Genomic DNA, 14999 nt, shown 5'->3' on the forward strand with positions numbered 1-14999 from the left:
CCGCGCCAATTTCACGCGCGGCCGAAATTTGGCGATGGGGCGTCGCGGGACTATGATTGCTGCATAGCACCAGGGACGCCCATGTCAGCCATCGAAGCCTTTCACGCCACGCCAGCGCCCGCCGGCGAGGTTCTCGCCACGGCCCTGCGCACCGTCGACATCGAGATCAGGGGCCTCGCGCGGATGCGCGAGACCCTGCAGGGCGGACCGCTGGGCCAGGCCTTCGAGCGCGCGGTCGAAAGCATCGTCCAGGCGTCGGGCCGCGTCATCGTCACGGGCATGGGCAAGAGCGGCCATATCGGGCGCAAGATCGCCGCGACCCTGGCCTCCACGGGCACGCCCGCGAGCTTTGTCCATCCCGCCGAGGCCAGCCATGGCGATCTCGGCATGATCACGCCCGGCGACGTCATCCTGGCCCTGTCCTGGTCAGGCGAGACCGGGGAATTGCGCGACATCATCGACTATTCGCGCCGACACGGCGTGGCGCTGGTCGCGATCACCTCGGGCGCCACGAGCTCGCTCGGAAAGGCGGCAGACGCCGCGCTGATCCTGCCCAAGATCGAGGAAGCCTGCCCGCATGGACTGGCGCCCACGACCTCCACCATGCTGCAGCTTGCGCTCGGCGACGCGCTGGCGATGGCGCTGCTCGAGCGGCGCGGCTTCACCCCGGCGCATTTCCGCCAGTTCCATCCGGGCGGAAAGCTCGGTGCGCGCCTGCTGACGGTGCGCGACGTTATGATCAAGGCGCCCGAGTTGCCGCTGGTCCAGCCCCCGACCTCGATGGCCGAGGTCCTGCTGGTGATGTCGAAGGGGCGGCTGGGCTGCGCGGTCGTGGTCGATGCCGATCAGAAACTTGCCGGCATCGTCACGGACGGCGATCTGCGTCGCCATATGGGCCCGGAACTGATGGCGCGGCCCGTGACCGAAATCATGACGCCGACGCCGCGCGTCACGGCGCCCTCGACGCTGGCAAGCGCCGCGCTGAAGGAGATGAGCGAGCGCCGGATCTCGGTGCTGATCGCAGTCGAGAACGGATCGGCGGTCGGCATCGTCCATCTCCAGAACCTGCTGCAGGCCGGCCTGTCGTAAGAGGTCGCGCCTCTTACTCGTCATCTGCGGCGAGGCGAAGCTTCGTCCCGGAAAACATCGCAAGGCACCGCCGAGCCCTATGATGGATTCCGGAGCTGCGCCGCTACGCGGCTTGTCCGGATGAGGAAGCGTGCGCCAGCCTCGTCTGCCTGATGTCGTAGTGCGAGCGCGGCGCGCTCATCCTTCCGCGAGCGCGCTGTCGAAGGCCGATTGCAGCATCTCGCGGCAGGCTTCGGCCTGCTCGCGGGCGGCCGGCGCCGCGATGTGGCGGATAATGTCGGAGAGGTCGCGCAGGGCGACGTCGACTGCGGTCAGGAGATCGATCTCGTCATCCTGTTCCGGGCCACGGCGAACCGCCACCGGAAACTGCAACACCATGCCCATCGCTACCCCAAGCCACGCGAACCGGCTGTCAACCAACTGACAAGCCACTCGAATCAGATGAGGCAACTATCGGTGAATAGGGTCATCGAACCGTTAACTCGGTGCGGCGGATGGTTCGGAACTGTCCCGTTCCGAGCCATCCTGGCCCGCTCGCCGCTGCGGGGTGGTCGTTCAGGCCACCAGATCGCCCTCTCGCACCGGTTCCCCGCGCGAGACGCGCGCGATGTTGTCGAACATGCGCAGCACCGTCGGCGCGAAATTGTCCGAAGCGATCGCGGCCAGATGCGGCGTCACCACGAGGTTGTCGAGCGCCAGCAGCGGCGAATCGGGCGGCAGCGGTTCGGTCTCGAAGACGTCCATGGCCGCGCCCGCGATCTCGCCTGCCCGCAGCGCGTCGATCAGGTCGGCCTCCGCGACCACCCCGCCACGCGCGACATTGATCAGCACCGCGGTCTTCTTCATCGCCGCGAATGCCTTCCCGTCGATCAGGTTGGCGGTCTCGGTCGTCAGCGGGCAATGCAGCGAGACGACGTCGGCCTGCGCCAGGATCTCGGCCATCGAGGCATGGCGCACGCCCAGCGCCTGTTCCTGCTCGTCCGACAGCGGCTGGCGCTTGTTGTAGAGCACGGTGCAGCCGAAGCCCTTGAGCAGCTTCGCCACGTTCTGGCCGATCGCGCCGAAGCCGACGATGCCGACGGTCTTGCCCGAGAGCTGGAACGTCTCGCCCGGCAGGCGGCCTCCGCGCCAGTCGCCCTTCTTCAGCTCGGCATGGCCGAATGCGATGTAGCGCAGCGTCGAGAGCATCAGGCCGAGCGCGAATTCCGCGACCGGCACGGCGTTGCTGCCGGTGGTGCGCGCCACTTTGATGCCGAGTTCGCGCGCCGTACCGACGTCGAGATTGTCGACGCCGACGCCCCATTTATGGAGCAGCTTCAGTTTGCCGGCGGCACGCAGGACATCGCCTGACACGCCGACCTGGCCGGAGATCGCGAAGTCGGCGCCAGCTATGATCTGCTTCATGTGGTCGTCGCCGCGCGCCGTGCCATGGGTCAGCACAAATCCCGGCGGCAGCAGCGCGCGCAGCTTGTCGGCGCGCTCGGGCGCCATGAGGTCGAGGACGACGATGGTTTCAGTCATGATCTGGATCCGAGGCAGGATGGTCTGGGAGAGCCGGTTTCGCGGGCTCAGATGGTGAAGCGCACGCCGGCGCGGGCAAGTCCGCCGGAGATGGCAACAGGCGTGCCGTCGGCCCGCCAGCAGGCCGCCCCGCTCAGCGTGCCGTCGGGGTCGACGGAGATCGCGTTCATGCCGCCCGCGATGCGTGGCGAGCGCACGACCCTGTGGCCGCGCGCGACGAGTTCGGCTACGACCGTCTCGGGGATCGCGGCCTCGATTTCCAGCACGCCGCCCTCGGTCCAGACCCGCGGCGCCTCGACGGCTTCCTGCAGGCTCATGCCATGGTCGATCAGGTTGACGATCGCCTGCAGGGCGGAGGGGAAGATGCGCAGCGCGCCAGGCAGGCCGAGCGCGAAGGCGAGCCGCCCGTCCTTGAGCGCCATCATCGGCGCCATCGAGGTGAAGACGCGCTTGCCGGGTGCGATCGAAAGTGCGCGACCGGGATGCGGGTCGAAGTTGAACATGTAGTTGTTGGTCAGCATGCCGGTGCCGGGGATCTGCGTGCAGGCCCCGAAGACGCCATTGATCGTCTGCGTGGTGCTGACGACATTGCCCATCGCATCGGCCACCGTGACATGGGTGGTGTCGGCGGATTCACCGCCTGACAATCCAGCCGACCAGCTTTTCGCGGCCCCCATCTCGATCAAGGCGCGCCGCTCGTCGGCATAGGCCTTGTCGATCAGGCGCTCGACCGGAACCTTGATGAAGGCCGGGTCGGCGGTCGCGACCGCGCGGTCGGCGAAGGCGATCTTGAGCGCCTCGGCCAGGAGATGAATCGCGTCCGCCGAGCCGAATCCGAGCCGGCGAATGTCAAAACCCTCGAGCATGTTGAGCATCTGGACGATGTGCACGCCCGAGGACGAGGGCGGTGGCGGTCCCAGGATTTCGAAGCCGCGATAGCTGCCACGCACCGGCTCGCGGGTCGCGACCTTGTAGGCGGAGAGATCGGCCTGCGAGATCAGCCCGCCATTGGCGGCCATGAACCCCGTCAACGCGGCGCCGAGCGGGCCGTCATAGAGCGCTCCCGGTCCGTCCTTCGCGATCAGTCGCAAGCTCGCGGCGTAGTCGCTCTGCACCAGCCGGGCGCCGGCTGCGAGCGGCTTGCCGCTGGGCAGGAACAGGGACGCGAGGCCGGGGTCGCGGGCCAGGTCGGCCGCAGTGTCGGCGATGCAGTCGCTGAGATAGGGGCTGGCGATGAATCCGCGTTCGGCCAGCCCGATCGCAGGCTGGAGCACCTCGGCCAAAGGCAGCGTACCGAAGCGCGCCAGAGCCTCGCACCAGCCCGCGAGCGCTCCGGGGACTGCTACAGCCTTGGGCCCGATCAGGTTTTGGCGGTCGCGCACGTCACGCTGCTTGCCGATCTCGTCGGACAGGCAATCATACATCTCCGCCGTCGCCTTGAGCGGCGCGGTCGAGAGACCGTCGAGGATGACATGGCGCCCGTCGGCAAGGCGGATATGGGCGACGCCGCCGCCGAGGATGCCGACCATCATCGGCTCGACCACGGTCAGCGCAAACAGCGAGGCGATGGCCGCGTCGATGGCATTGCCGCCGGCGAGCAGGATCTGCGACCCGGCCGCCGAGGCGAGCGGATGGTTGGTGACGACCATGCCACGCGAGCCTGCGGCAGGCCGCTTCTCGCAGGTGAAGTCGGCGACGCGCGCGGCGGGGGGGAGCGTCTCGACGAGCGCGGCCGGGCGCTGCAGCGGCATGGGCTCGATACGGTAGTCAGGCATAGCGGTCTCCTGGCGCGCTCACAGGCGGCGCGGGCGATGGCGCGGGAGCCATCGCGTCATAACAATCTATGGGGCGCCGGCGAAGCGCGTGCTTCGCCGGGCCGTCCGGCTCAGGCTGGGACCTTGGCGGCGAAATGCGTGACGAAGCGGGCGCAGATGTCGGTCAGCTTTTCGGTCAGCGCGACGCCGGTCTCGGCCGAGCACAGGCGCGGATCGCCCTTGGCGACGCCGAGATTGTAGATCTCGTCATATTCATTGGGCATCGCGATCTCGTGGCCATCGAAGCTGGCCGTGCCGAGCCCTGTGAACGGCAGGTCGAGGATGGGGTCGCGCCTCAGCGGCTTGGCGTCCGGGACCAGATCCTTGCGGATGAGCTCGGGGAAGAGATGCAGGCCGATCGAGGTGAGCGGATCCGCGCCATGGCCGGCGACTGCGGCGGCCTTGTCGGCGCCGCCGAGGATACCTGGCAGCAGCCCATAGCCGATGCGCCAGAGATAGAGGCTCGGCAGCACGATCTGCTCGCGCAGATAAAGCTCGCGCGCGACCTCCGCGATCGGCCCGACATTGCCGCCATGGCCATTCAGCACGATCAGCCGGGTCAGCCCGTTGCGATGAAGGCCGTCGACGATCTCGGCGATGACGGTGGTCAAGGTCGCTTGCGACAGCGCGATGCCGCCTTTCATCGAGCCAAACCAGTCGGCCCCGCCGAAGGGCAGAACCGGTGCCACGAGCGTGCGCGTGCCAGCCTTGGAGGCCCGGATCGCGGTCAGCTCGGCGATCTTCTCGGCCAGCAGATAGTCGCCCATCGGCGCATGCGGTCCCTGGTCCTCATGGCTGCCCATCGGCAGCAGGATGACCGGGTTGGCATCGAGGATCTCGCGCGCCTCGCCGCCGGAGATCGTCCCCATATGGACGAGTGGGTCGGTCTTGCCTGCCATCTTGCGTATCCTCGTTTCAGTCGGTGGGAAGTCACGAGCCGCGTCGAATGCGGGCCCGCTGCAGTGCCGGCGATCCCATGGAGCACGCCGGAACCGTCATCTCAACGCCCCGATGTGCGGGGGTCGACTGCATCGCGCAACGCGTCGCAGAGCAGGTTCATCGCCAGGATCGTCAGGGTCAGCGCGGCGCAGGGCCAGAGCAGCAGCAGCGGCGCCTGCTCCATGGTGGCGCGCGCGCCGCGGATCATCAGCCCCCAGGAGGGGGCGGGCGGCACGACGCCGAGCCCGAGGAAGGACAGGCCGCTCTCGATCACCACGGCAGCGGCGACCGTCAACGAGAGCTGGACCAGCAGCGGCCCCGCGATATTGGGCAGCACGGTGATGAACAGGATGCGCGCCGGCCTTGCACCGAGCGCGCGCGTCGCCTCCACATATTCGCGCCCGCGCATCGCCAGAACCTCGGTATAGGTCACGCGCGCGAAGCCCGGCAGGTAGAGCACGGAGAGCACTAGGACTAGGGTCGCGGCGCCGGGGCCCAGCAGCGTCACCACCAGCAGCGCCAGCAGCACGGGCGGGAAGCACATGATGATCTCGATGCTGCGCACGGTGAGGAACGAGTAGACGCCGCTGCCCCAGCCGCCGATGAGCCCGAGCGTGGTGCCGACGATGCCGGCCATCAGCGCGGCGGAGAAGGCGACGCCCAGGCTGGTTCGCGCGCCCCAGATCAGGCGCGAGAGCACATCGCGGCCGAACTCGTCGCGGCCGAGCAAGGAGTTCACGGTGGGGCCGGCGAGCCGCTGGGCGATGTCCTGACGGACGGGATCGGGCAGGCCCAGCAGCGGTGCCGCCAGCGCGACCAGGATGATGAGCGCGACGAAGGCGCCGGGGAACCAGAGCCGCTTCATGCCGCGTGCACCCGTGGGTCGATCATGGCGTGGACCATCTCGACGATGAGATTGATCAGCAGGAACAGCACCGAGATGGTCAGGATGATGCCGACGACCATCGGGTAGTCCCGTGCCTCGACGGCTCGCAGCAGCGGTGTCGACAGGCCCGGCCAGTTAAAGACGTATTCGACCAGCACGGTGCCGCCGAGCAGCGTGCCCATGTGGAGGCCGAGCACGGTGATCACCGGGTTGAGGGCGTTTCGCAGCACATGCACGAACAGCACGCGGCGGGGGCCGAGCCCCTTGGCGCGGGCGGTGCGGACATAGTCGTTGGCGAGCGCGTCGAGCATCGCGGCCCGGGTCATCCGGAACAGCACCGCGCCGAGCCCGAGCCCGATCGCCAGCGAGGGCAGGGTCAGCAGCTTGAAATGCTGCCAGGGGTCCTGCGACAGCGCGACGAAGCCTCCCGCCGGCATCAGCCGAAGCGTCTGCGCGAACAGCAGGACCAGAAGCGTGCCGACGACGAAGACGGGGATCGCCAGCAGCAGCGCGGTCACGCCCGACGCAATTTTGTCGAAGCGCCCGCCCCGGCCGATCGCGGCACTGACCCCGGCAGGCACCCCGATCACGATCGCGACCAGCGTCCCGCCCAGGATAATCTCGAGCGTTCGCGGCAGCCGCAGCGCGATCTCACTGATCACGGGATAGTCGTCGACGAGCGAGGTGCCGAGATCGCCCCTGAGAAGTCCGAACAGGAAGCTGCCATATTGCGCCAGGATCGGTCGATCCAGGCCGAGCTTGTCCCGGAGTTCGGCGATCGCCGCGGGGTCCGGCGTGATGCCGCCTGTCGAGAGCAGGAGTTCGGCTGGATCTCCCGGCACCATGTGCAGAGCCATGAAGACGATCGTGGCGACGACCCACGCCAGGAAGAGCGAGGTCAGGATGCGGCGGGCGAGCCAGGCGCCGGTCATCCGAAATAGGTCTCTTCGAGCATGGCTCCCGACGAGGTGGTGAGCGCACCGGGCAGGTTGGCGAAGCCCTTCACGCTCTTGTCCATGCCGAACCCTTGCGAGCGCCAGGCCAGGCCGACGAGGGGCACCTCCTCGAGCGCCGCCCGCTGCATGTCCTTGTAGATCTCGACGCGCTTGGCCTGGTCGAATTCGCCGCGCCCCTTGGCCAGCGCCGCGATGGTGCGCGGCGCATCGACCTTGAACGAGCGGCCATGTGCCGGGGAGAGCGAGGTGTCGAGCACCACGGTCAGGCCGTCGGGGTCGTTATTGTCGGAGGACACGCCATGGATCGCCATGTCGTATTGCCCGCGCGAGCCCCGGCTGACGCGGGTCGACCAGTCCGGCAGCTGCAGCTCGCACTGGATGCCCACGGCGGCGAGATGCTGCTGGACGACCTCGGCGGTGTCCTTGTGCATGCCGAACTGCGCCGTCGACAGCAGCGTGGTCTGGAAGCCGTTGGCATAGCCGGCCTCGCTCAGCAGCGCCTTGGAGCGGGCGGGATCATAGTTCCAGCCATGGGCGAGTTCCTTGTCGTACCAGGGCGTGCCCTCGATGATAGGCAGGCCTTCGAGCGGCTTGCCCCGCCCGAAGAAGGCGGCCTTGACGATATCCTCGCGCCTGACCGCATGGGCGACGGCGCGGCGCACGCGCGGGTCGTTGAAGGGCGGCTTGGTGCCGTTGAACAGCACGTCCATGAACGGCCCCTCGACTGAATCGAGCTTCAGCCGCGGATCGGCCTCGACCGCCGACATCGACTGCCACGGCACATATTCGATCATGTCGACATCGCCCGACATCAGGGCGGCGTTTCGCAGGTTCTCGTCGGCATAGACGATGAACTTGATGCCCTTCAGCTTTGGGAAACCGGGCTTGTAGAACCTGTCGAACGCAGCGAGCTCGAGCGAGGTGCCACGCTCCTGGCCGACCAGCCGGAACGGTCCGGCGCCGATCGGCTCGTTTGGGGCCGACTTCCGCCAGACGATGAAGGTGTTGTAGTTGGCAAACCAGCTCGGCAGCGTCGCCTGCGGCTCTTTGGTGAACAGCCGGATGGTGGCGGGATCGACGATCTCGATGCGCTCGACGCCTTGGAACTGGGCTCGCATATAGGCAGCGGACTTTTCGTTGGCGATCTGCTCGATCGACCATTTCACGTCGTCGGCGGTGACCGGCTCGCCATTGTGGAAGACGCAGCCCTGGCGCAGCTTGAAGATCCAGGCGCCATCCTTGTCGATCGTCCACGACTCTGCCAGTTCGCCCCGCAACTCGCCCTTGGGATTGTAGGAGACGAGGCTGCGATGCGTCAGCATCTTGACCGTTCCCGCCGAGACGCCTGTCGAGACCCAGGGCTGGAGATTGGGCGGGAAGGCCGACAGGCCGTAGCGGATGATGCCGTTCGCGCGCTGCGCGGAGGCCGGCCGTGACAGGAAGGGCGCGGCCAGCACTGGGGCGGCAAGCCCGGCGCTGAGGATGGTGCGGCGTGAGATCGTCATCGGCTGATCCTTTGCGTTCGCCCGCGGAGCATGATCCTGCCGGGCCATGCAGGACCGAGCAAGAAAAGCGCCATCATGAGCACCGCACCGGCAGTTCCGGGCCGAAATATCCTGCGCATGGCTGCCGGGGAGGCAAGCCAAATTTGATCAGCCAGGAGGTCCGTGCAATTCCATGATGCGTCATGTATACGTAGTGCATGTATTGATGTCTACGCCTCAGCCGACCTAGCGGCAGGCCATGGAGACGGGTTCACGATGACCTCGGAGGTCAGGTCGACGAGTGCCGAGCCGGCCCGCGAACGGGTCTACTCCTATGTCCGGGAGGGGATCTTGCGCGGGCGCTTCCCGGGCGGATCCTTCGTCGAGGAAGAGCAGATCTCCACGGCCATGGGCGTGTCGCGCACGCCGGTGCGCGAGGCTTTCCACCGGCTCGAGGCCGAGCGTTTCATTGATCTGCTGCCGCGCCGGGGCGCGCTGGTCCGCCAGGTCACTGCCCATGAACTCGCCAATCTCTACGAGACCAGGCGGGTCATCGAGGGCTACGCCATCGCGCGCATCTGCCAGCGCCGGCTGCCGGTCCCGGCCAAGATGGCGAGCATTCTGGATCGCATTGACGAACTCGCCCCCGACGATCATTTCGGCCATGTCGAGCTCGACCGGCGCTTTCACTTCACGCTGGTTTCGGCGCTCGGAAACGAGATTCTATCAGAGCTCTACCAGTCGCTCGGTTCGCGCCAGCAGCGCGTCGCCATGACGGCGCTGGGGGCTGATCCCAACCGCGTGACGCGCATACAGCAGGAGCATCGCGCCTTGCTCGCCGCGCTTCAGGCGGGCGACGAGGCCCAGGCGCAGGGCGTGATCGAGCAGCATCTGCGGCTCGTGATCAATGTCGTGTCGAGGCTGCCGGGCTTTGCCCTCACCGACACGCCCGACGACCTGTTCTAGCCGGGGCCCTATCACGCGGCTCCCGCATAGCCTTGCAATGTGGCGAACAGTGTCTGCGAGATCGTGTGCCGTGCCGTGCCGTTCGCCGGCGGGGAGCGTGACGGCGCCAGCGACACCGTGTCGTCGGTACGTGCGCCGGTCTGTGGGGACCGGCGCAGTCAGGTCGATGCTTGATTTTTTGTGGCAGCGCGAGGCTTGCGCTGCCCTGTGATCAGGCGCGCGGGTGCAGGCGCTCGAGATCGGCATCGACCATCTCGACGATCATCTCCTCGAGCGTGATCGTCGCCTCCCAGCCGAACTTGGCCTTGGCCTTGGCGGGATTGCCGAGCAGGACGTCGACTTCCGCCGGACGGAACAACTCGGGGTCGATCACCAGATAATCGTCGATCTTCAAGCCGACATGCTCGAAAGCGATCTTGCACATGTCGCGCACGGTCACGGTACGGCCCGTGGCGATGACGTAATCGTCGGGGATCTCTTCCTGCAGCATCAGCCACATCGCCCGGACATAGTCGCGAGAATGTCCCCAGTCGCGCTTGGCGTCGATGTTGCCCAGCCGCAGTTCCTTGGCGAGGCCGAGCTTGATGCGGGCGACCGCATCGGTGACCTTGCGGGTCACGAACTCGATGCCGCGCAGTGGCGATTCATGGTTGAACAGGATGCCGCTCGAGGCGTGCATGCCGTAGCTCTCGCGATAGTTCACCGTCATCCAGTGGCCGTAGAGCTTGGCGGCGGCGTAGGGCGAGCGTGGATAGAACGGCGTCGTCTCGCTCTGCATCGGCTCCTGGATCAGTCCGTACATCTCCGAGGACGAGGCCTGGTAGAAGCGGGCGCCGGGGGCTTCGAGCCTGCAGGCCTCGAGCATGTTGGTCACGCCCATGCCGGTGACGTTGCCCGTCAGGATCGGCTGGTGCCAGGAAGATTTGACGAAAGACTGGGCAGCGAGGTTGTAGACCTCGTCGGGCTTGATCTCGCGCACCGAGCGGATCAGCGCCGAGAGATCGGTCATGTTGCCGTCGATGAGCCTGACCTCGCGGTCGATGCCGAGCCATTTCAGCCTGACATCGTTGACGTCGGCGGTGCTCGAGCGACGCATGAGCCCGTAGACTTCATATCCCTTCGCGAGAAGAAGCTGGGACAGATACGCTCCGTCCTGGCCGGTAACGCCCGTGATTAAAGCCTTTGGCAAGCAGCACCCATTTTTTTTGCTATCGGGAAGACGGTCTGATCCTTGTTCGAGCTCTCAAGCGAGCAAGAAGGTCTCGCATCCGTCGGCAAGGGCATACAGGACGCCCCAAACTGGCGCAACCGCCATCGCTTGCGGCGCTGCCGGGCGGATTGTCAATCGGCTTGGGCCGGGATAGAGGCGCGCCTTGCCGTGCATGTCGTGACGAGAGACGGGAAATCGTGGAATGATGAGCCATGGCTGACGCTGAATCCGTGACCTTCAAGGCCGACCTGCGCGCCGTGGCGCCCGGCATTGCGCCGATGGGGACCGCTTGATGGCGCTGCGCGACCGGCTCATCTCGATCGTCCGGCTCGGGTTTCGCTCAAAAGCCTTTGCCCGCCACGTTTATCAGAAGGTCGCGGCGATCACGATCGGCCCGGTCATCGTGTCGGATGCGGCCCAGCGTCTGCGCGCGGGGGTTGCGCGCCTCCGTGCGCCAGTACGGGTACCGTCGATAAAAGTCGCGATCACCGCACATGCCTATTATCTCGACCTGATCCCCGAGATCCTGGCCTGCCGCGCCGTGCTTCCCTATGACGTGCCGGTTCATCTAACAGTCCCGGTCGACAAGGCCGAGGCCGCTATTGCGCAGGTGAGCGGCATCGAGGGCGTCACGATTCATCCTTGCGCCAATCGCGGCCGCGACATCGGCCCGTTCGTCGCATTGCTCGACACGGGCGTGCTCGACGGCTTCGACGCTGTCCTGAAGCTTCATACCAAGCGCAGCCCGCATCTGCTCGACGGTGAGGTCCGGCGAAAGCTGCTCTTCCTGGCGCTGTGCGGCGAGCGCCGGGCGACGCTCGAGGCGCTCGCGGCCTTCGAGGATCCTGCTACCGGCATGGTCGGCTGGGATGCCTGCTGGCGCGAGGCGCCGCCCTACTGGATGGCCAACAGGACGCGCGTCGAGGCTATCGCAAGATGCATGGGCGCCTCGGATGTGGCAACCCGGCTCGGTTTCTTCGAGGGCTCGATGTTCTGGTTCCGGCCGAAGGCGCTCGCGGCGCTACGCGAACTCGATCTCGACATCAAGGACTTCGAGGTCGAGGCCGGCCAGGTCGACGGCACGCTGCATCACGCGCTCGAGCGCTGCTTCACCATTGCCGGCTGGTCGCGCGGCTTTCAGGTCCGCGACATGAAGGGCCGGCTACTCGGCTGATCGCGCCGGCGGTGCAGTGATCGCTGCAGGGGCGGGCCCGAGGCGGCCTGCCCAGCCATCGCAGATTGCCCGCGAGACGAGCCGCCGCGTAGATCGGCCGAAGCGCCGGTCGACGAGAAGCAGACCTGCCTGCAACGCAAGCCTCAGCGCGACGCGGCCTCTCCAGCGCAGCGGCAGGTGCGGCAGGCGCAGCCCCTCGACGGCATTGCGCAGGTAAAAATAGGTTCGCAGGTCCGATTGTCGCAGGATTTGCGGGCGGCGCTTGCCGGCCTCCGCGACATAGCCCCAGCGATGCACCATGCGTAATTCTTCGGCGAGCCCGCATGAAAAGCCTTTAGCCCAGGCCCGGAAACACCACTCCACGTCGATGCCGTCGATGAAGTAATCGGCGCGGAACGGCCCGATCGCGCGCCAGGCGGCAATCGAGACCAGCGTGCCGGAGGTCGGCAGGAAGTCGACGGCGGTGACCCCTGTCGCCAGGGCCGTGGGGCGCCGCGAATACCAGGGCGGCAGGAAGGCCTCGTTCTCGGGCGCCACCAGCACGGGGCCGAGCACGGCCGGCGGGATCGAGGACTGTTTCGCGACCGCATCGAATGCAGCCAGCAGTCGCGGCAGCAGGGCGGCATCGGGTGTCGAATCCTGGTCGAACAGCGCGATATGGCCAAAACCCTCGCCCTCGGCCGCCGCGACCACGGCGTTAAGCCCGGCGCCCAGCCCGATGTTCTCGTTGGAGCGGATCAGCCGAAGGTTGAGGCGGCCCGCCAGGCGCTGTTCGATCGCCTCGCTCACAGGGCCGTTGATGAAGATGATGATCCTCAGCTGCGCCTCGACCAGCGGGGCGAGGAGAGCGTCGAGAACCTCCGCGTCGGGCCGGTAGAGCACGGTCGCGGCAGCCAGATCGAGCCGATTTCCGGCCATGTGTTCGCTGCCTTGCATTGGTGGGACCTGCGGAAACCTTCGAGGGGCGGCGAGCCCGGAGCCTTGCGTGTCAGGCGTCCGCGACGACGTCGCTCTGGCTCATGATCTCGCCGATGCGCTCGGCGACCTTGCGCGCGACACCCTCGCGGCCGTAACGCTCGCGCACGAAGGCCTGGCCGGCGGCCGCCCGGATATGCGTCTGCTGCGTGCCTGAAAAAACCTCTCGCATCGCGGCCGCAGCCGCGTCGACATCGGGCTCGGCCCAGACCTGGCCGTCGAAATAGACATACTCGCCGCGACGCACCGGCCGGATCTCGCACGGGACAGGATAGCCCGTCCGCTCCGAGAGGAAATCGGTGCTGCCGGAGAAATCCGTGCCGATCACCGGTTTGCCATAGGCCATGGTCTCGACCATCCCGAGCCCGAAGCCTTCCGAGCGATGCAGCGAGATATAGCTGTCGCTGCCGGCGATCAGCGACATGATTTCGGGGCGCGTCAACGTGCCGTCGATCACCGTGATCCGGGGATCCTGTTTCGCGGCCGACGCGATCACGGCCTTGATCTCGGGGAAGCTGTCCTGCGAACCCGTCGACTTGATGATCAGCGCGACGCGTTCGCTGGGATCGGGGAAGGCCGCCTGGAAGGCCCGGACCACGCCGATCGGGTTCTTGCGCGCGGGAAACGAGAAATAATCGAAGGAAAACAGGAAATAGAAGATGCCGTCGCGCATGCCGAAATGCGAGCGGCCGAAAGCCGGCTCCTCGTCGACCTCGACGCAAGGCGGGATGATCGTGATCGGGCCTGCGAAGATGGGGCGCAACGCGTCGGCGACAAACCCGTTCGGTGCCCAGATCTCGTCGACGCGCGCCAGCAGCGGCGCCCATTCCGTCGGAGCGGAGGGCAGCTCCCAATAGGTCCGCAGGATATTGTAGCTGCGCTGCGTGCGCCAGTCGCCGAGCGACTTGAAGACCACCGGCACCTGGTCGGTGGCGGTCTCGATGACGTTGATCGCGTACGGGCTGCCGGTGTCGTAATCGGCTTCGCGGAACGGCCCGGTGACCCGCGATTCGACGTTCACGTTGAACGGGTAGATCGCGAACGGCACATCGGTCATCGCGGTCGAGTCGATCAACCCGCGCAGGGACTCGCCGAGCCCCAGGCTGGCCTCGACATAGCCGACGAAGAGCACGCCCGGTTTGAGAGGCAAGGCGGCAAGCTCGGCATCGTCGAGCGGCGGCGCGTGGCCGGCGGCATGCGGCAGCGAGGTGCCCTGCAAACCGCCTCCGAGCAGCTTGTACCTGGCAAAGCGCAGCAGGCGATGCCCCAGGACCCGGGACGCGGTGGCGACCCCCTCGTGCCGGCTGATATCCAGGAAGTCACCGCAGAACTGGGTCGCGCGATCTCGGTTCCGGCGCCACCAGGTCATAGCGGTGCTGTCCCCGACCATTCCAATCTCCAACCCGGATATCGTCTGCCTGCCGGGATCGTGGCGATTCGATCTGCACGGCAACGTTACAAAAGCATCCCAGCATTCGATAGCGACAATGGCACAAACGAGGCCAAAATCGAGGCTTGCGCGAACGCCGAGGCACGATCCTGCTTTGAACCAGCGAGCGGCGCGATGGCGCGACCGGCGATTGCGAATGCAAGCTTGCGGCCCAATGGGCCTAAAATCTGCAATTCGTCAAATGCGAGCTTTCAAGCAGCGCACGAGGCATCGGGGTTTGGCGACGGGTCAGGCGGTACGTGAGCGCCCGATCTCCCTTGCCACGCCGAGCACGTAGCGGCCGTAGTCGCCCTTGGCGAGCCGTTGCCCGAGGGTCTCCAGCTGCTGCGCCGAGATCCAACCCTGGCGGCAGGCGATCTCCTCGGGGCAGGCGATGCGCAGGCCCTGGCGGCTCTCGAGCGTGCGCACGAACTCGCCGGCCTCGAGAAGGCTGTCGGGTGTGCCGGTGTCGAGCCAGGCGAAGCCGCGGCCCATGGTCTCGACCGAGAGCTGCCCGCGCTCGAGATAGATCCGGTTGACGTCGGTGATCTCCAAC

14 protein-coding genes are annotated in these 14999 nt (G+C 66.8%); 3 read left to right on the top strand and 11 right to left on the bottom strand.

Annotated elements, in window-relative coordinates; all coding sequences use genetic code 11:
• The first annotated feature begins 81 nt into the window (after positions 1-81).
• Positions 82-1089, top strand: coding sequence for a KpsF/GutQ family sugar-phosphate isomerase (locus AC1D2L_RS24810; protein ID WP_476848577.1), 1008 nt, complete (start codon positions 82-84; stop codon positions 1087-1089).
• A 177-nt stretch (positions 1090-1266) separates the two neighbouring features.
• Here the strand turns inward: AC1D2L_RS24810 and AC1D2L_RS24815 are convergent, their stop codons facing one another.
• The 7 genes from AC1D2L_RS24815 to AC1D2L_RS24845 form a co-directional block, all read right to left on the bottom strand.
• On the bottom strand, positions 1267-1467 hold the full coding sequence (locus AC1D2L_RS24815) for a hypothetical protein (protein WP_476848578.1): 201 nt from the start codon (positions 1465-1467) through the stop codon (positions 1267-1269).
• Between the two features lie 177 nt (positions 1468-1644).
• Positions 1645-2610, bottom strand: coding sequence for a 2-hydroxyacid dehydrogenase (locus AC1D2L_RS24820; protein WP_476848579.1), 966 nt, complete (start codon positions 2608-2610; stop codon positions 1645-1647).
• A 47-nt stretch (positions 2611-2657) separates the two neighbouring features.
• Positions 2658-4259, bottom strand: a complete 1602-nt coding sequence (gene ggt / locus AC1D2L_RS24825; protein WP_476848590.1) for a gamma-glutamyltransferase — start codon at positions 4257-4259, stop codon at positions 2658-2660.
• 236 nt (positions 4260-4495) lie between these two features.
• Positions 4496-5323 (bottom strand): creatininase family protein, encoded by an 828-nt coding sequence (locus tag AC1D2L_RS24830; RefSeq protein ID WP_476848580.1) that lies wholly within the window; start codon positions 5321-5323, stop codon positions 4496-4498.
• Positions 5324-5424: 101 nt separating this feature from the next.
• The gene (locus AC1D2L_RS24835; protein ID WP_476848581.1) at positions 5425-6228 is read right to left on the bottom strand and encodes an ABC transporter permease; all 804 of its coding nucleotides are present in this window, start codon (positions 6226-6228) and stop codon (positions 5425-5427) included.
• On the bottom strand, positions 6225-7181 hold the full coding sequence (locus AC1D2L_RS24840; RefSeq protein WP_476848582.1) for an ABC transporter permease: 957 nt from the start codon (positions 7179-7181) through the stop codon (positions 6225-6227). Before AC1D2L_RS24840 ends, AC1D2L_RS24835 begins: the two co-directional genes overlap by 4 nt.
• Positions 7178-8710 carry an ABC transporter substrate-binding protein gene (locus AC1D2L_RS24845; protein ID WP_476848583.1) on the bottom strand — a complete coding sequence of 511 codons (1533 nt, stop codon included), beginning with the start codon at positions 8708-8710 and terminating at the stop codon, positions 7178-7180. Before AC1D2L_RS24845 ends, AC1D2L_RS24840 begins: the two co-directional genes overlap by 4 nt.
• A 255-nt stretch (positions 8711-8965) precedes the next feature.
• Between AC1D2L_RS24845 and AC1D2L_RS24850 the strand changes: the two genes are divergently transcribed.
• Positions 8966-9655 carry a GntR family transcriptional regulator gene (locus AC1D2L_RS24850; RefSeq protein ID WP_476848584.1) on the top strand — a complete coding sequence of 230 codons (690 nt, stop codon included), beginning with the start codon at positions 8966-8968 and terminating at the stop codon, positions 9653-9655.
• Between the two features lie 211 nt (positions 9656-9866).
• Here AC1D2L_RS24850 and gmd read toward each other — a convergent pair whose 3' ends face one another.
• Positions 9867-10844 (bottom strand): GDP-mannose 4,6-dehydratase, encoded by a 978-nt coding sequence (gene gmd, locus AC1D2L_RS24855; protein WP_476848585.1) that lies wholly within the window; start codon positions 10842-10844, stop codon positions 9867-9869.
• A 313-nt stretch (positions 10845-11157) separates the two neighbouring features.
• Between gmd and AC1D2L_RS24860 the strand changes: the two genes are divergently transcribed.
• Positions 11158-12039: a rhamnan synthesis F family protein gene (locus AC1D2L_RS24860; RefSeq protein ID WP_476848586.1), complete on the top strand. Its 882-nt coding sequence runs from the start codon at positions 11158-11160 to the stop codon at positions 12037-12039.
• On the opposite strand, the gene AC1D2L_RS24865 is transcribed toward AC1D2L_RS24860, so the two are convergent.
• The 3 genes from AC1D2L_RS24865 to AC1D2L_RS24875 all read right to left on the bottom strand — a co-directional run.
• Positions 12028-12957: a glycosyltransferase gene (locus tag AC1D2L_RS24865; protein WP_476848587.1), complete on the bottom strand. Its 930-nt coding sequence runs from the start codon at positions 12955-12957 to the stop codon at positions 12028-12030. The genes AC1D2L_RS24860 and AC1D2L_RS24865 overlap by 12 nt on opposite strands.
• 70 nt (positions 12958-13027) lie before the next feature.
• A complete protein-coding gene (locus tag AC1D2L_RS24870; RefSeq protein ID WP_476848588.1) occupies positions 13028-14404 on the bottom strand; it encodes a glycosyltransferase family 4 protein in 1377 nt (458 codons plus the stop codon).
• A 288-nt stretch (positions 14405-14692) separates the two neighbouring features.
• Positions 14693-14999 (bottom strand): sugar phosphate nucleotidyltransferase (locus AC1D2L_RS24875; protein WP_476848589.1); only part of this gene is annotated, 307 nt, incomplete at its 5' end.

Source organism: Allobosea sp. P1_B10, from assembly GCF_056406735.1.